General features: G+C 37.8%; 16 protein-coding genes. 2 read left to right on the top strand and 14 right to left on the bottom strand.

The window, feature by feature from the left end:
* Positions 1 to 354 precede the first annotated feature (354 nt).
* Positions 355 to 780 (top strand): hypothetical protein, encoded by a 426-nt coding sequence (locus AB3I12_RS06670; RefSeq protein ID WP_063626657.1) that lies wholly within the window; start codon positions 355 to 357, stop codon positions 778 to 780.
* Positions 781 to 1,030: 250 nt separating this feature from the next.
* The gene (locus AB3I12_RS06675) at positions 1,031 to 1,213 is read left to right on the top strand and encodes a hypothetical protein (RefSeq protein ID WP_010719924.1); all 183 of its coding nucleotides are present in this window, start codon (positions 1,031 to 1,033) and stop codon (positions 1,211 to 1,213) included.
* A gap of 309 nt (positions 1,214 to 1,522) precedes the next feature.
* Here AB3I12_RS06675 and AB3I12_RS06680 read toward each other — a convergent pair whose 3' ends face one another.
* From AB3I12_RS06680 to licT, 14 genes are all read right to left on the bottom strand, one after another.
* On the bottom strand, positions 1,523 to 2,227 hold the full coding sequence (locus AB3I12_RS06680; RefSeq protein ID WP_010719925.1) for a deoxynucleoside kinase: 705 nt from the start codon (positions 2,225 to 2,227) through the stop codon (positions 1,523 to 1,525).
* A gap of 22 nt (positions 2,228 to 2,249) precedes the next feature.
* Positions 2,250 to 2,690, bottom strand: a complete 441-nt coding sequence (locus tag AB3I12_RS06685; protein WP_010719926.1) for a nucleoside 2-deoxyribosyltransferase — start codon at positions 2,688 to 2,690, stop codon at positions 2,250 to 2,252.
* Entirely contained in the window at positions 2,690 to 3,265 is a 576-nt protein-coding gene (locus tag AB3I12_RS06690) for a TIGR00730 family Rossman fold protein (RefSeq protein WP_063626655.1), read from the bottom strand. The genes AB3I12_RS06685 and AB3I12_RS06690 overlap by 1 nt, the downstream gene beginning before the upstream one ends.
* 1,322 nt (positions 3,266 to 4,587) lie before the next feature.
* On the bottom strand, positions 4,588 to 5,592 hold the full coding sequence (locus AB3I12_RS06695; protein WP_063627693.1) for a sugar kinase: 1,005 nt from the start codon (positions 5,590 to 5,592) through the stop codon (positions 4,588 to 4,590).
* Positions 5,593 to 5,611: 19 nt separating this feature from the next.
* A complete protein-coding gene (locus AB3I12_RS06700; RefSeq protein WP_010719929.1) occupies positions 5,612 to 6,352 on the bottom strand; it encodes a KDGP aldolase family protein in 741 nt (246 codons plus the stop codon).
* 20 nt (positions 6,353 to 6,372) lie between these two features.
* Entirely contained in the window at positions 6,373 to 7,479 is a 1,107-nt protein-coding gene (locus tag AB3I12_RS06705; protein WP_063626652.1) for a DgaE family pyridoxal phosphate-dependent ammonia lyase, read from the bottom strand.
* Positions 7,463 to 8,575 (bottom strand): amidohydrolase/deacetylase family metallohydrolase, encoded by a 1,113-nt coding sequence (locus tag AB3I12_RS06710; RefSeq protein ID WP_063627692.1) that lies wholly within the window; start codon positions 8,573 to 8,575, stop codon positions 7,463 to 7,465. Before AB3I12_RS06710 ends, AB3I12_RS06705 begins: the two co-directional genes overlap by 17 nt.
* 8 nt (positions 8,576 to 8,583) lie before the next feature.
* Positions 8,584 to 9,672 (bottom strand): DUF871 domain-containing protein, encoded by a 1,089-nt coding sequence (locus tag AB3I12_RS06715; protein ID WP_063626650.1) that lies wholly within the window; start codon positions 9,670 to 9,672, stop codon positions 8,584 to 8,586.
* A gap of 22 nt (positions 9,673 to 9,694) precedes the next feature.
* A complete protein-coding gene (locus tag AB3I12_RS06720) occupies positions 9,695 to 11,029 on the bottom strand; it encodes a PTS sugar transporter subunit IIC (RefSeq protein WP_063626648.1) in 1,335 nt (444 codons plus the stop codon).
* A gap of 496 nt (positions 11,030 to 11,525) precedes the next feature.
* The gene (locus AB3I12_RS06725) at positions 11,526 to 12,227 is read right to left on the bottom strand and encodes a GntR family transcriptional regulator (RefSeq protein ID WP_063626646.1); all 702 of its coding nucleotides are present in this window, start codon (positions 12,225 to 12,227) and stop codon (positions 11,526 to 11,528) included.
* A 240-nt stretch (positions 12,228 to 12,467) separates the two neighbouring features.
* On the bottom strand, positions 12,468 to 13,229 hold the full coding sequence (locus tag AB3I12_RS06730) for a formate/nitrite transporter family protein (protein WP_010719935.1): 762 nt from the start codon (positions 13,227 to 13,229) through the stop codon (positions 12,468 to 12,470).
* 336 nt (positions 13,230 to 13,565) lie between these two features.
* A complete protein-coding gene (locus tag AB3I12_RS06735; protein ID WP_063626644.1) occupies positions 13,566 to 15,008 on the bottom strand; it encodes a glycoside hydrolase family 1 protein in 1,443 nt (480 codons plus the stop codon).
* 14 nt (positions 15,009 to 15,022) lie between these two features.
* Positions 15,023 to 16,891 (bottom strand): beta-glucoside-specific PTS transporter subunit IIABC, encoded by a 1,869-nt coding sequence (locus AB3I12_RS06740; RefSeq protein ID WP_053765881.1) that lies wholly within the window; start codon positions 16,889 to 16,891, stop codon positions 15,023 to 15,025.
* A gap of 120 nt (positions 16,892 to 17,011) precedes the next feature.
* Positions 17,012 to 17,863, bottom strand: a complete 852-nt coding sequence (gene licT / locus AB3I12_RS06745; RefSeq protein WP_010738350.1) for a BglG family transcription antiterminator LicT — start codon at positions 17,861 to 17,863, stop codon at positions 17,012 to 17,014.
* Positions 17,864 to 17,984: the final 121 nt, after the last annotated feature.

A 17,984-nucleotide genomic window follows, 5' to 3' on the forward strand; every position in this document is an offset into this window, starting at 1 on the left:
TAATACTTGTTCCCTACTCAATATAGCAAACGTTTACACCAGTTACAAGTTAATTTAGCAAACGTTTTATTTAGTGGAAACGACTCGTACACCCCTACTTTATTTGCTGTACTGAGCAAACCAGTTCTTTTGAAGGGGAGTTGACATCTGTAAAGAAATGAGATTGAATAGAAGAGACATAACCACCTTTTTTCAATGGAATAGACAAAAGCTAGTATTCCTAAATCTTATAATAGAAGCTATACTAATTTATTAGTCACAGTAAACGCAACGACAGAAACCCAGCCAACTTGGTTGACTAGCGGATTCACACCGTTTGTAGTTAAAGCTGTATCATACAATGGAGGAAATATTTTGAAGAAATTAGTCATCATGGTTCTTTCGCTTGTCAGCTGTTTTACTTTATCAGGATGCAGCCTATTCGGTGGATCTGGTAACTCAGCAGACCAAATGACAGATTCATCGACTCTACAAGCTGAAAAAGAGGATATCAGTAACAGTAACTATTCATTAAAAGTCCGCAAAGACATGAATTTAGTCAGTGGGCAAATCATTTTTAGCGATCATAAAATGGAATGGACACGTACCTATACAGGAACTGAAAAAGATACCGCAAGTACTTCTCAAGAAAAAACAGTACTCAATGATATCAAGATCAAGACCGAAGCAGACACTTATACCATCTCTGGTAAAGAAGATGGTAAAGAAGTATCCGTTACCTTCAAAAAGATCGGAAACTACCGAATCGAAGATCAGGACGGAAATATTTATAGTTTGTAAAAGACCTAAAAAGACCGACTTGACCTGATCAGTAAAGGAAAAACTTTTAGAACAGCTTTTATTTTTGAAAAAACTTGCAACTGTTCTGGCTGTTTTCTTGTCACTTCGTACAAAAAAACGAGAGCTGACATGGCTCACTCGCTAGGAATTAACCGGAATTAAGAGAAATTGTTAATTTCTCTTAATTTTTTTGTTTCTGCCATTTCTTTCTGGTATATTGGGTAAGCACAATGTGATAAAGGAGAAAAAAATGAGTATATTTGATAGTCATGATTATTGTACTTGTACAACCAGTAAAAATATTCATACCGAATTTAGTGATCAAGGAAGCTTAAGTATTTGCGATCACTGTCATAAAACTGTAAAAGATTCATTTAAGTCATTTGAATCCTATACGAAAGAAAGACATGCGGATGTTTTAACTGTTAAATAAAGTCTCGGCCTTATTTTGTATAAGTATGGCAGGATACCAATAGGTCAAAAGATTTGAAGAGGTCAAAAGACACGTTCAAATCTTTTGATCTATTTTTACTATCTTTTTCACTTAGCCAAAAATAGATTTTTCCTTGATAAATTGATTACTATCGAACTGTGTTCTTTCGAATCATGTCTTTTCAGGAACCGCTCTATCAAAAACAAGCTGAAAAACCGCCAAATCGTTTCGACTATCTTGGAGGTTTTCCAGCTTGTTTCTTAAAATGAACGATGTCATCATCTTTTTTAAATGGAACATTATGACTGTTTACTGACCCAGTCCTTGTCCTTTTGCATGTTGATTCTCAGTAAAGTATTTCCCTGCCTCTACATCGCTTAATTCTGCTAATTTTTGTTGGATTTGTTCAATGACCTCTTTTGCATGTTCTGGCTTTTCAACAAAATCGAAGCGGTCACCATCGATTTGAATCTTCGGACAAACATCAAAATCTTCATACCATTGATCATAACGTTGATTTAAAGAGCGATAATAGTCATAAAGTGTCTCATCACTTTCCAGCTGTTCATAATCACGACCCCGTTTTTTGATGCGATCCAACATTGTATCCAAGGACACTTTGATATGAACCATCAAGTCTGGACGTTTCTTAGGAGCAACATCATCTAACTCGTTAAGCATCGTATCCAATAAATTATCATATTGTTGCACTTCAATATCGGTCACTCGACCTAGATCTGCATTTAAATGAAATAGCAGGCTATCTTCATAGATCGAACGGTCTAACACGTTATCATCATCCACTAAAGCATTTTTCATCGCTAAAAATCGTTTATTCAAAAAGAAAATTTGCAATAAAAAAGCATACTGTTCTGGATTTGAATAAAAAAGTGGTAACACTTCATTGTCCTCAACACTTTCATAAAATGGTTTTGAGTCGATTTCTTTCGCAAGCATATCTGTCAAACTGCTTTTTCCTGCACCAATCGTTCCTGAAATTAATATCACTGACATGCAATCCTTCCTCTTTCTATTTCTATAAGTACTCGCCTACGTATTTCGTTACTGGTAATGTTTTAAAATCGTAGTCACGTACTTCGTCAACTGTTTTTAAATAAGTATGCAAACTTTGAGTAATCATCAAATTAGTTGGAACAGTCTCTTCTTGGAAAACAATCATTGGTTTTTTCATCATTGTCGCTGCCCCTAATTCATAAGCTGTCCCTGGATCAATGATTTGATGTTCATAATCTAAAATAGCTACTACGTAATCAGCTGCTGTTAGTTCTGCCATATCTTTTTCATAAACTTCTTGTGCCCAACCTGCACTAAACATTTCATAATTACTTTCTTGATGATGTCTTGGTGAATAAAAACCAGTCACCGTTGGATTTTCTTCCAATGCTTTTTCGATACGAGCAACACGCTCGACTTGCTCCTCTGAAAAGAATGGACCTGCTAAATAAATTTGACTCATTAATTTGCCTCCTCTAATAATTGTTGTGTTTCACTTACTTCTGCGCGTAATAAATCGACTAGTTCTAATGGGTTATTTGAAAAAAAGACGTAATCCAGCCATTTGGCATCCATAAATTCTTCTTTGGCAAACGTTTCTAATAACGTCTTTAAACCTTCATAATATCCTCCGATATCTAAAATACCAATCGGTTTCTTCGCTGTTAAATCAATGGCCATCCAAGATAAAAGTTGAGAAAACTCTTCTAAGGTTCCCAATCCTCCAGGAAAGATCAAAACAGCATCTCCTTGTTCAAATAACAATACTTTTCGTTCGTCGATTGTCTCGGTAGGAATAAAAGTTGTTACATTTGTATTCGGTAACTCAGAATCAAAAAGCCCTGTTGGATAGATACCAGTGACTTTCCCATTGTTTTCTAGTAAAGTCTGACTGAAAACTCCCATGATACCCGATTCTGATCCACCATAAACCAGCTCAATCTCTTCTTGAGCCATATATTTTCCTAACGTTTGGGCAATAAATTTATAGCTTTCTTTATTACCAAAACGGGAGCCACAAAAAACTGTTAGTTTCAAAAAAACACATCCCAACTCAAAAGTCTAACTTCATTTTACACTTGTTTTTTTAAAATAAAAGACTAGATTTTGTGATTTTTTAGTGGTATATAAGAAAACAAACACTATATCTAGTGTTTGTTGGCGAAAACTTTTTTAATCTTTTTTATTTTAAAAAAATATTAAATAACATAAATGTTTAAATTTGAAACGACTTTCTTAATTAAGAAAGCTTGCTTTCATCGTGTTCTGACAATAACATTCACTCATTTAACGAGAATCTAGCATCATTCTTTTCTCGAAAAAAATTTGATAAAATAATTGTTATGTTTCATTATCTGTAAATGTTTCGCTAAAAATTTTATGTATATGAACTCCCCAATCAAATGCTTTCTTGAATTGTTCTATTTTCTGATATTCATCACATTTTGACAACCAATAAGAAAGACCAACTTTTTATCTAATAGCAAAAAAATAAGCCAATACTTGAAAGAAAATCTACATTCCTTCAATATATCGGTTTTATCTCATGGTACGACGGCTCACTCAATTATTGTTCTGATCTTGAAAAACGATAGAAACAGCCAAATGCTTTTATTCTAAAACATGTGCTTTTTTTATGTTCCTTGAAAAAGCCAAAACCAACATTGACGCACTTTACTCGCCCAAGTAAACTCTCCCCTATTTGTTGCACTTGCTATCTTCATTTTACTCGTTATCCTCAGGTGTATGTTTTTGGATAAAAAAATGGACTGGACACATCGTATCCAATCCATTTATGGCACAGTAAATAAAACACATGTAGTTCATCTATTTTTCTCATCAAAAAAGGTAGATTTCTCCTTTGAGATTCGATACAATAAACGAAGTTGATGGTTTCCATTGACTATGGCAAACTTGATTGGTCAATGTGGTTGACTTTTTCAAGACCTCTGTTTCTGGCTGCCACTAGAAATGGAGGTGCCTTTTTTTATTTGGCTGTTTCTATCTGTTCCTTATAATACTGATCGCTTACGTGGTAGTCAAGAGAAAACGAAAACCTACAAAAAACTGTACTGTTTTTCTCCCAGATTTTTGTCAAAAATATTTCTCCTTCTTTTAGACCCTAAAAACAACAGAGAAAGTTAGCGATCTAAAACGACCGCTACAGTTGCAACTCTATCCAATCATTTCTGGATTTTTACCATCAGCTTATTCAACTCTTGGCTGATCCGCTATCTACTAAAAGCTAACTTTTAATATTTCAGACGATGTCAAAAAGTCTTGAAACACTGATTCCCGTTTCAAGACTTTTTTAACGCTCCGATGCATTTTATTTCGTCCATTCATCGCAAGACTATTTCTTAGCGAATCAAATCGACATCTGGCGCATCTAGTAATTGTTGAACCTGTTTTCTAGTTGTGAGCGGAACATCTCCTTGGATTGCATGAGCCAAACGAGCATTTCCTGTTGCAAACTCGACGGTTCTAGTCAATGACCAGTTTTCCGCATATCCTAATAATATCCCAGCCGCAAAAGCATCCCCTGCACCAATTCGGTCTAAAACAAATAACTCGTAAAAAGGTGTTTCAACGTCTTCTGTGACGGTGATCAAATATCCTTTTAATTGTTTTCTTCCTTCATTGCTAGTTCGTTTCGTACCAGCAAACCATTCGATGTCATAATAAGCTAAAAAGGATTGGATATAGGCGATAGGATTTTTCGTTGAATCGCTTGTTCGCCATTCTAATAATTCCGTCAAATCACGGATCGAGCCAAATAAAATCGTACAATAAGGTAAAATTTCCTCATAGCGTTGTTTCAAGAGGTTTCTTTGATCTTGTTCCTGGTTCAATGTTGGCCGAAAGTTGAAATCAAAACATACTTTTTTTCCCTGAGCATGAGCTTTCTTGGCAAGAGAAATCGCTGTTTCGGCACACTGATCAGACAAACTCAAACTGATCCCGCAAATATGCACAAGATCTACTGTTTCAATAAACGCCTGTAATTCATAGTCATTTTCTTGAGACAATCCAAAAGAACTATGTTTTCGATTTTGGTAAGTAACTTCAGTAGGACGAACACCATACCCCATTTCTGCGAAATAGGTACCGATATGTTGTTCTTGTTGGATTACATACTTCGTTTCAACACCGATACTTTTTAAGTTAGCTAACGCAGCACTGCCTAAGCGATTATCGGGCAGAGCCGTCAATAGATAACTCTCCATATCAAAATGAGCTAGATTACCAACTAGATTCACACCTGTTCCGGTATATGCCAGTCTTAATGTATGAGTTTGTTCTAGCATCAAGTGTTCTGGAGGTGTCAATCGCAACATCACTTCTCCAAATGCCCCAAATTTCATTTTCTCACCTTTTTTCATCTTAGCTGACAACTTTTTTCATGATTTGTAGTAATGTCCGGACATCCTCTGGCTTCGTATTGCCCGTTTCAGGGTCAATAATCGAGCTGTAGACATGGGGAATAATCTTTTTCACCTTGGCATCGACAGCGATTTGAAGGATCTCTTCAAAGTTGGTTAAATCAATTCCTCCTGTTGGTTCTAATGCAAAATCATAAGTGGCACAAGCTTGCGCTACCGCCTCATACTCTTTTTGATGTGCTAACCCTTTCATTGGAAAATACTTGATTGATGTTCCTCCCATATCTTGCAGTAAGCGAATCGCTGTTTCAATCGTGACTACGCCTGCTGTACCTTGAGAACTTAAAGGACCGGTTGCAATATTGACATACCCTTCTTTACCTGTTGGTGAAACTAATCCATTGACCACTGTTTCATTTTGACCTAACACAGCTCGTGAAGCACCCACTCCAGTAAATACTTGGTTCACATGTTGTGGTTGCAAGACTTTTGCCAAACGAGTCACCATTTGACTCTGGTTTGGATCACCTGCTCCCAAGCCAACTGATAGCGCATTATTCGTTGCTGCTTGATACTTTTTCATGTCAGCAATCGCTGCTTCGTCTGTTTCATAGTTTTTTGAAAGCACCCCCAGCAAAATATGTCCTTCAGCTGCTTCATAACACTCCACCGCATTTTCAACAGAATTAGCTAAAACATTCAAACAAACTTGATCGTGTAAATAGTTAGGAATTCGTGACATTTTTTTCTCTCCTTTTTCACTCAAGATAATTTTGTTTCATTCATGATTTCTTGCAGGCGAACAATGATTTTTTTCATTTCTTCTTGATTGACCGAACGTATGTCAAATTCAATGATACCATGATTCGCTTGATAATCTCGTGTATAGACTGCTGGATTTTTTTCTTTTAGTGCCTGAATAACTGAATGTGCAGAACGATCACTGATTTTAACACTCGCTCGATAAATCTCTCGACCAGCTGGATCTTGAACAATAGTTGCTGACAAATGATCAATGTGATTCAACTCTTCAACAAATGGTTGTAAACGGTGCTTCATTGACTCACCAGATTCACTGCCATGTTCAAGATAATCGGTGACCGCTTGAGTAAACCCTAAAATATTCTCTTTACCGATTTTCATCGAACGACCGATCCCTTTTGATTGTAATCGTACCCATGGTATATAAGGATTCTTTCCAATCACCATCCCTGCACTTGGACCTTCGATCGCCTTTGCACCCGAATAAATCACTAGGTCCACTCCTAGTTTAGTGTATTTGAATAAATCCTCTTCTGCTGCTGCATCAACAATCAACGGGATTTCATGTTTTTGGGCAACTGCTACTGCTTCTTCTACTGACAACATACTTTTTTGAACCGTATGGTGACTTTTGACATAAAGAATCGCTGCGGTATTTTCAGTGATACAGCTTTCAAGATGTTCAGTGCTACACATATTGGCATAACCTGCCTCGATTACTTGCCCCCCACCTTGTTGAATCATTAATTCAACGGATGTGCCGTAATCAACATTGTGTCCTTTGGGTAAAATAATTTCCTTTTTCTTGATAGTTGTTGAATAAGGATGATAAACATGAGTTAGACTTCCTTTGCCAATAACCGCTGCCACTGCTTGAACAATACCAGCAGAAGCACAAGAAACGATCTGAACATCCTCAACTGCTAAGAGATTCGCCAGATAAGCACCCGTTTTTTCACTCAGGTCTGACATTTCAAAAAAATGTTCGCCGCCAAAGCGTTGCGCTGCCAAAACAGATTCCGATACTTTGGAAACACCTAAAATCGTCATCCGGCCTGAAGCATTGATCACTTCTTTTAAATTGAATTTATCATAACTTACACTCATAACTCTTTCCCCCAATAACTACGCTAACTGGTTTGATTTGTTGATCGATCACTTGCTGTTGTCCATTCGAGTCAGTGATCGTCTTTTCTTGGTCAACAAATTCAAATATTGTAAAATCCGCATCAAAACCTACTTCTATCTGACCTTTCGTTCCTAAATGAAAATTTTTAGCCGGCACACAAGTTACCTTTTCTAAAATTTCTGACCAGGAATAGCCGATAAAATGCAATTTTTCCATCGTTGTCGCTAAATCGTAAACGGGGCCGTTCTTTCGATTACGAATATAGATATCCGTGCTAATAGAGTCCGCTTTGATTCCTTGGTCATAGGCTGCTTTTGCCACCTCAAAATTAAAACTGTCGGTGCCATGACCAATATCGAAAATCACCCCTTTGGCTAAGGCATCTTTGACAAACGGTTTAATCTGATGAGTTTCTTTCTCCATAATCCCGTTATCTTTCCCATTAAAACAATGGGTCAAGATATCGCCTTTTTCCAGGAGCTGCAAAATTTCTTCTAAATGTGGTGGGGCAGAGCCAATATGCACCATCAAAGGAATTTGATGATTCTCTTTTTGAATTTTTTTCGCCCATTCCAGCGGTGTCAATCCATTATTCCCAACCACGGTTTTGCTCATTCTGGCTTTGATTCCCACGATAAATTCTGGAAATTCAGTCAATTTTTCTTTGACCAAATTCGCTTGTATCTTGGATAAATCAGCTAATTCATCTTGTTCTACGATGCCCCACTTTGAAATATTCAACAAGGCATACACATTGGTTTTGGCTTTTTTTGCTCGTTCATAAAATTGATGGATATTTTCGGCACCTGTTGTTCCTGCATCGATAACCGTTGTTACCCCTTTACTCACACCAATCTGGTCTGGGTAATCATAATATAAAGTCATTTCCTCAAAACAATGGACATGGTCATCGATCCAGCCAGCAGAAAGATAGTGCCCTGGCTGCAACGTTTGTTCTGTTTTTCCTTTTTCTGGGATACTTGTTGCGATTTTCTGGATTTTTCCATCATTGATCCCAATATCCAGTGTTTCGCCAGTTAATCTACGTGCATTTCTGATCACTAAATCGAACATCACAACGCCTACTTTTCTATAAATTTGAACTTCGACCATGGGTGGATAAAATCTAGTAAGAGATGTTCTTCTGGTACAATTGCACCAACTTTATTTTTCCTTGCATCCCGATGTGGTTCTAAAACAATTTGAAGTTCATTTTTGTATTTGCCAAATGTATCATTTCCAATGACTACATCACCGACTTGAAATTCATTTTCGTTATCATGAGCTTCATTTTCTGCATTTTTATATTTTTTTCGAACTTCAGTGGAACGAATAACCTGTTCAGTGATATCTCCTCGACGAACATGTTGTTCTCCTAATACAATTTGTCGTTCTACTTCATGAGTAGCTGTCTGCCACTCGATCGTAAATACTGTTTGATAGCGATCCATTTCCCCTAACATACGCAGCTCTTCTTCAGATGCGTAGGCATTTCCAATAATGACATCATCGATCAACCCAGTAGCAAACAAATGTTTTGCTGCTACATGGACCGGTAAATGACGGTGCATCTCTAACGTAGTCAACCCATCATTGATATCCCAAGGTCCGATTGTTCCCACCTGAGAAGAAACAAAAGCAGCCGTTCGTAACCCTTGTTTTTTAAATCGTTGGCTGCAAGACTCAAAAAATCGGTAAGGTAAGCCTGTTCCTTCTTGAGGATAAAAATTATGACACCCATAGAGAAAGGGTTTATTTGCTTGATGAGACAAAATATTATCCAAATAAGCAACATCATTACTCATATTCAACTCAATCGCTAACTGATAAGGGTTATATGACAGCAAAGCTTCTTTTCCGCCGTCAAATCCTAAATCAAGACGGATTCCATCTGCACCAGTTTCGTGGAAAAAACTTAAGTCGTCATACGAAATGTCCAACTGTTCAAAAATGTTGGGAGCAACATCTAAAATCGTTTCAAATCCCAATTCTTTCGCAAAATGAATCAATTTTTGAAACTTTTGTTTTACAATCAGAGGATCTTCCGTTACTTCTAACATACTCATAAAAATACGGGTAAACCCATAACGTTGTGCTAATTGCAAATATTCTTGATCTTTGATTGGATCACTATGATCTGGGTAAAGTGAAATCCCTAGTGCACGTTTCATAGCCACTAACCTCCATTTTTTATTATGCTTGTTCCTCGGTAACGCCCGTCACCATTGGTGCTTCTTCTTGCGCTTGTTCTTCTGCTTCACGAGCCAGTTGTTGTTTTTCGAATACTTTGAAGAACGGATAATAAATAGCCAATGTGATCAGGAAGTTAGCAATGACTAACACGCCAGCCGCTACGCTCCAGTTTGTACTCATCCAAGCCGCGATTGGCGAAGGAATAGCAAATGGTAACCGAGCCGTCATCATTGGTATGAGACCACTAACCGTTAAGACATATGACAAAGTAGTCGTTACTAACGGTGCAAGAATGAACGGAATCCCTAATACTGGATTCATTACAATCGGTGCCCCGAAGATCACTGGTTCATTGATGTTGAATAGTCCTGGTAAAATCGATAATCGACCTAAACTCTTTAAATATTTTGATTTGGAGAACATGAATAAAACCACTAAAGCCAAGGTTGTTCCTGCGCCACCGATCCACACGTACCACTGTAAAAACTGTTCTGTAAAAATATTCGGCATATTATGAGCATTCGCACCAGCGTTGAAAGCATCAATGTTTTCAGCAATCGAAATATCCCAAAATGGGCGAATCACTGGTCCCATAATGGCTGGTCCATGAATCCCAAGAACCCAGAAAAAACAAATCAAGAAGACTGTTAATAAACCACCAAACAAACTATTCCCTGCAAGTATGCCTTTTAGCGGCATCAATAACTCACTTAAGAACCCATTCAGATCAAAACCAAGCATATGTCGGATCACCCAGAAGAAAATCAAAATCACCGCTCCAGGAATCAATGCAACAAAAGAGTTTGTCACTTCTGGTGGCACCCCATCAGGCATCTTGATTGTAATTTTCTTTTCAATGAAGAAACGATAAATCTCGACAGAAATAATTGCTGTAACAATGGCACCAAATAATGAACCTGATCCTAGATTCGCAATATTGATATAACGTCCTGCTGTGATTCCTTCCAAGTCTTCTAATACCTGTGTCGGTGGTGCTGCCACGATCAGAAAAGACATCAATGCTAATATACCAGCCGTCAAGGAATCAACTTTATAACTTTTTGCTAATGATGAAGCAATCCCAAATGTTGCGTATAATGCCAAAATCCCTATCGTATAACGAAAAGGAATATCCAAAATTTGCCGATAGGGTTCGATCACTGCTGCCACAGATTCAATCGGAATGTTCAGTAAAATCGTAAAAAATGAACCGACGATCGTTAGTGGCATCGTTGCAATAATTCCTTTTCTAATTGCCGTCATGTGCCTCTGTGTTCCAATTCGGTTAGCTACTGGCATAATCTTTTGTTCAATCAATCCTACAAACTTATCCATTGCCACTCTCTCCTTTTATAACATTATAATGTTTATCAAAGTGATCGTACCATATTATGCTGATTTTGTAAACGATTTCTATAAATAGTAAAAATTTTTCTACTCTCTAAGGAAGCTAATCCTAAAAATACACAATCCTTCCCCCATCACAAGAAACCACCTGCGAATATCTTGACCCATGTATCTGATGGCTTCTGCGGTAATAACGGCGTGCCTTACAAAATATGAAAAGCTATTTTCTGGTAAGCCTTTAACCTGAGGCTTTTACCTCCTGATAGACGGTGTTTAAAAGGTTGCTTCTGCGGTAATAACGAGCGTACTTACAAAATATGAAAAGCTATTTTCTGGCAAGACTTTAACCTGGAGCTTTTACCTCCTGATAGACGGTGTTTGAACGATTGCTTCTGCGGTAATAACGGCGAGCCTTACAAAATATGAAAAGCTATTTTCTAAGGCTCGCCGTTATTACTTGAAGCAGAACATCGTTCAAACAACCTTATGTTTCATAGTCTATATGATAAGGATGCAGATTGGTCTCGTAAATTGCTTCTGAATATTCGATTGTTTTCCCCAAGTGAGTCTTTGATTGTCGCGTTCTTTTAATCGCGATCTCTGAGGTAGTTTTTAAAATTTCCCGTTCATCCTTTGTTAGAAACACAGCGGAAAAATCATCGGCAAAGGAGGCGATGGCATAACCTTTTTGGGTCAATAATCGATATAAAGACTCTTCATCAAATACTTTGCGCTTGATTTCTAGCAAATCACTTGGCAGATAATGCGTAAAGTAAATATAAGGACGGTCGTTTAAGTAGTATAATCGCTTAAAACAGACAGCCGTTGAACCAAAAGAGGCAAATAATGGATGATCTTTTTTTAAAGTGATTTTCTTTAATTCCAACGTTTCTTTGTGAACTGTATGTTGTGAGTTTTCTAGAATCTGTGTAAAACTTGCCGCTTTTGACAAACGATTGTATGGACGATTACTTACTACCGTCGTCCCTCGTCCGCTTTTCTTTTCGACATATTCATCTGTTGCTAATAATTCAATGGCCTTACGAACCGTGATCTTACTTACTTGAAACATTTCTTCTAATTCATTTTCTGTAGGCAACATGGTGCCGACAGGATACTTTCCTGAAAAGATATCTTCTTTGATCTTGTCTGCAACTTCTAGGTATAGTACACGTGTCCTTTTCATAACTTCACCTTTCGATTTTATTACTAGAATCATAGCACATAAAAAATAAAAAAAGAATATAAACGCCATGGATTAGCTATGTTGGTGGATTGAGGATTAAGACAATAGTTCTTCTTTTTTATCTATAAAATTATAATAGGAAGAAATTATTTTATCATTTACAAAAAACACCAAAGTAAGCAAAACGCAAACTTCGATGTTCTTATTAGTCTTCTAACTTATCGATCAACATGCTTATTTTCAATGATGCTTATAGCTTGCATAGTAAAATCCTGATACGAATATTGCACCGCCGACAATATTACCGATATAAACTGGGATAAAATTCAAGAGAAATTCTGTCCAAGTCGCTTGTCCTTCAAAAATTGCGGCTGGGATCACAAAGCAGTTAGCCACACTATGCTGAAAGCCGATGGCAACAAAAATCATTACGGGGAACCAAATAGTCAATACTTTTCCAGCTGCATCTTTTGCTCCATAGGATAGCCATAATGCTAAGCCGACAAACCAGTTACAACCGATTCCCGAACCAAGTGCTTGCCACCAAGAAGCTTCGATCTTATGATCAGCAATATGGATGACTTGGTCCAAATAAACGCCTGAATGAGTCAATCCGACAAAGTGTCCAAAGAAATATGCAACAAAAATGGCACCCACGATATTAGCTAACGTGATAATTGTCCAATTTTTAACTAATTGTGAAAAAGTTACTTTTTTATCCATAAAAGCAATTGCAACCGCCATCATATTTCCAGTAATTAATTCCCCGCCACCAAGCAGGATCACCAATAGTCCGATAGGAAACACAGCCGCCCCTACTAAACTAGTTAAACTCGCCAGTGATTCTGGAATCGAAGCTGAAACTCTGATGTAGGCTAAATAACCTAACGAGATCATTGCTCCTCCGATAAAACCTAGAATTAATTTCGCAAGAATTGGCTTTTGGATCTTTTTAGTTCCAAGATGGATACTGATATCCATAATTTCTTCTGGTGTATACATAGATGTTCAAACCCACACTTCCCATATTTTTTCAAAAATAATAGTGATTTATTTCACATTTTCATTTTAGATTATATCATCTTCCATTCCTAATCCCTATGATTATTTTAAAATAACCGATATTTTTTTATCATTCTATGACAGGGCACACAAGTGAGACTTTCCCACATCTCGTGATTTTTTTCTTTAGAACAACGAGAGTAAAATGAATCGCTCGATCAAATAGAAAAAAGACCATTTTCGACAGTGATTTGTCAAAAATGACCTTATTTTCTTTATCAGAAATGAACTATTCTTAATTTCTTAGTAAACAACGGTTCTATCATGAATACAAACTTACAGTTTTTCTCCATTGGTGGCGATGACTTTTTGATACCAATCAAAAGATTTTTTCTTTGAACGATTTTTGGTTCCGTTCCCTTCATCATCCAAATCAACATAGATAAATCCATAACGTTTACTCATTTCACCAGTCGAAGCACTTACCAGATCAATACATCCCCATGGCGTATATCCCATGAGTTCCACTCCATCAGCCACCGCTTCTCCCATTGCTTCGATATGCCGACGTAAGTAATCAATACGGTAATCATCATTGATTTGCCCGTCTTCTTCTACCTTATCAATCGCGCCTAACCCATTTTCAACAATAAACAATGGTTTTTCGTAACGGTTGTACAACTCGTTTAATGCAATCCGTAAACCTTCTGGATCAATCTGCCATCCCCATTCACTGGCTTCTAAGAACGGATTTTTAACTCCACCTAAAAGATTACCCGCTGAGGCCGCTGCATCTGGGTCCGTTTCGTTGACTGCAGTAGACATATAATAGCTGAAACCGATATAGTCGACTGGATATGCTTGCAACAACTCAAAATCTTCAGTCGTTTGTTCTAATTTGGCACTATCTACGCCATATTTTTCATACGTGCGGTTTGTGTATGCCGGGTATTGTCCCCGTACTTGAACATCTGCACAGAAGAAATTGAATTCTTGGTTCTGGATCAATGTAGCTACTTGATTGATTGGATTAGCATCTATGCTATACGTCGTTGCATAGATAATCATACAACCCACTTGGCTATCCTCTCGTAATTCATGAGCGATTTTTACAGCTTTACTACTTGCTACAAATTGGTTATGCCATGCTTGGAAGATATTTTGATAATCAGCCGCACCATTACTTTTTACTAATCCTTGACTCAAAGCTGGAAAATGAAAAGCTGAATTGATCTCATTGAACGTCATCCAATATTTGACTTTATCGCTGAAGCGTTCAAGCACCACTTTAGCAAAGCGTTCGTAAAATTCAATCAGTTCTCGGTTTTTCCATCCGCCATATTTTTTTGCTAGATTTAATGGCATTTCGTAATGGGAAATCGTGATCACAGGTTCAATCCCATGTTTCAAACATTCATCAATCACTTCTTCATAAAAGGTTAAACCTTTCTCATTCGGTGTTACTTCGTCTCCTTGAGGGAAAATCCTAGTCCAAGCAATGGAGAAACGATAACATTTAAAGCCCATTTCAGCAAAAAGCGCAATGTCTTCTTTAAACCGATAATAATGATCGATCCCTTGATGGTTAGGATAGGTATATTTATCTGGTTGGATCGTCCAATCAAAGTCTTCACTGCCAATAACTGCAAATCGTTGTTTCCCCCCAGGCATCGCGTCAGCAACTGAGAGCCCTTTCCCATCTTGATCATAAGCACCTTCTAATTGATTGGCAGCTGTAGCGCCACCCCATAAAAAATCTTTTGAAAACTTTGTAGTCATCTGCTATTTCCTCCTTATTTGACAATTGCTAGAAAATCTTCACTAGCAATCAGTTCTTCTTGATTTAATTCCAACACATCAGCAAAATGTTCCGTGTTTGTAATAACGATTGGCGTGATCACACTGTATCCAGCGGCTTTAATCGCTTCAATATCAAATCGAACCAATAAATCACCAGCTTTTACTTGATCCCCTTGTTTTACAAAAGTCTCAAACCCTTGTCCTTCAAGCTCAACGGTATCCATACCGATATGCATCAAGATTTCAATTCCATCTTTCGTTGTTAAACCAACCGCATGACCTGTTGGGAAAATGGTCGTGATCTCCCCATCTGCTGGCGCAATCAATTCACCTTTTTCCGGATCAATCGCAAGCCCTTTTCCCATCGCTCCAGAAGAGAAAACTTTATCCGGAACATCAGATAATGGCAGGACTTTCCCGCTTAAAGGACTTTTTAGATTATGTCGAGCAGAACTAATCGTGTCACCTGCTGTTGTTTGTTGATTTGTTTCTAGTTTTTCATCTTGGACGGTTTCATCAAATCCAACGATCAGCGTACCTACGAATGCTAAGACAAATGAAAGAGCTGTCGCAAGGATTGCCATGGTCACATTGGATTCAACTGCTTGGTTCGTACTAATAAACGTTGGGATCGTTAACAAGCTTACTAACCCGCTAGAGAAAGCTTTCACACCAGCAAAACCAATCATTGCGCCTCCGATACCGGCTGACAGACAAGCAACGACAAACGGTTTCTTTAACGGTAAAGTTACCCCATAAACAGTTGGTTCCGTAATGCCAAAAAGTGAGGTAATTGTAGATGAAATACCTAATGAACGAAGCTTAGTATCTTTGGTCCGAATCGCCACTGCTAAGGCTGCACCACCTTGAGCTAAAACGGCTGGTAAAAGCATTGGAACCATGACGTCAAACCCATATTGTTCAATATTCAAGAACATGATCGGTACAAAGCCCCAGTGCATCCCAAACATTACGAACACTTGCCATAAACTTCCCATAATCAAGCCCGCAACTAATGGACTAAAGCTGTAAATCGAATTAAATAGACTACCTAACCCATTACCGATAACTGTCCCGATTGGACCTAACAGTAAGAAAGTTAATGGCACCATCACCAATAAAACGATCATTGGTACAAAAATCATTTGTAAAAATTGTGGAATCACTTTTTTCACCAGCGGTTCAAATTTGCTTTGGACCCAAACAGCTAAAATGATCGGAATCACTGAAGATGTGTAACCTGATTGAGCTAACACGATTGGTAAGCCAAAGAAATCCACTGCCCCTCCAGCTCCAGCTAGTTGCGTGATTGCTGGATAAACTAACGCCATAGCAATTGCCACAGATAAAAATTGGTTCGTTTTGAATTTTTTGGCTGCAGTAAAAGCTAACATCACTGGTAAAAAGGTAAAGACACCATCTGCGGCTGCAAATAGAACTTGGTAAGCCCCAGTATCCGTAGCCAGCCAACCTAACACCGTTGCCAAAGATAAAAATCCTTTTAAGATCCCTGCAGCTGCCATTGCGCCTAAAAATGGCGTGAAAATACTAGAAATAATATCAATCAAGCGATTCAAAGGATTTTTTGACTGATCCTCTGTTCCTGATTGATCTGTCAGACCTTGCTCATCAACGATTGCTTGGTAAACGTCAGCCACATTACTACCGATAACTACTTGGTACTGACCACCACTTTGTACTACTTGAATCACATCTGGATCCTGTTTTAACTTTTGTGTATCTGCGACCGATTCATCTTTTAATTTGAAACGTAAACGTGTCGCACAATGTACTAAACTATTGACATTCTTTTCACCTCCGACTGCCTCCCATACTCTTTTACCAACTGCTTGATTATCCATCTTCTTTTCCTTCTTTCTAGTTGATTTAATCAAATAAAAAACCTAGATTGAAAAAACGGTCACGAAAATTCGTGCCCTATTTTTCAATCTAGGTTTTGCCTGCTTTACCAGTAACAATCCTTAAGATTGGGTACTTTGTTTTTCACTCACTACACGTTGGATGTGAATCGTTAAATAGATTTGTTCTGCGACTCCCATTGGTTCCTGTTGTGTTTTTAAGAGATAGTCATTGATCCGTTCCGAACAGCGAAAGGCTTTTGGATACTTCCCTTGAACGAGCGCATAGAGAAATTCATCCTGCTCATCCGAACTTTCGCCTTTTAAATAGCGTTGTGTAAAAAATTGTAAATGGGTGATGATTCGTTGGTAATTCAACGATTCCTCGTCAAATGTCACACCAAAGAACTTACTAATAATGCTGAGAATATCTCTAACGATCGTCGTTGCAGTCATCGTGACTTGCATATCCCCATTTCCTTGTTGGCTATTCACTAAATGAAAAGCGATAAATCCTGCTTCGTCAATCGGTAGACTGACTCCAACTTTTCTCTGGATCAATTGCAATACTTCTTTGGCCACCAAGTATTCTTTCGGATAAAATTTCTTTGTTTCAAAAAGAAGTGGATTTGGTAACTGGATATTTTCGTTCGCTCGACAAATCGCATAATGAATATGATCGGTCAATGTCAAATAAATATTTGACGACAACGAAACGCCTAATCGTTCTTCCGCCACATCAACGATCTGTTTGACTAATTCTACTTCTTCTAATGGGACATCCGCCATCAGCTGTTGAAATTGATTGGTTGCTAAGGAATCTTTTAAAACAAATTCTTTTTGAACTGCTGTTTTATCAATCCTATCACCAGGTCTTTTTTGAAACGCGAGGCCTTTGCCCATACAGATAATCTCTTCACCTCGTTCGTTTTTTGAAATGACGACGTTATTATTTAAGACTTTTTCAATAACCATTTTCCCTCGCCCTCTCATAAAAAAAATAAAAAAACCTAGAATCCCCCTGTACTTTAGGTTGAATTCTGGTTTTGCCTGCCGAACAGTAACAATCCATCGATTATCTGAACCAAGCATAGCA

It is taken from the genome of Enterococcus sp. C65, from assembly GCF_040887165.1.
Classification (GTDB): domain Bacteria; phylum Bacillota; class Bacilli; order Lactobacillales; family Enterococcaceae; genus Enterococcus_B; species Enterococcus_B hirae.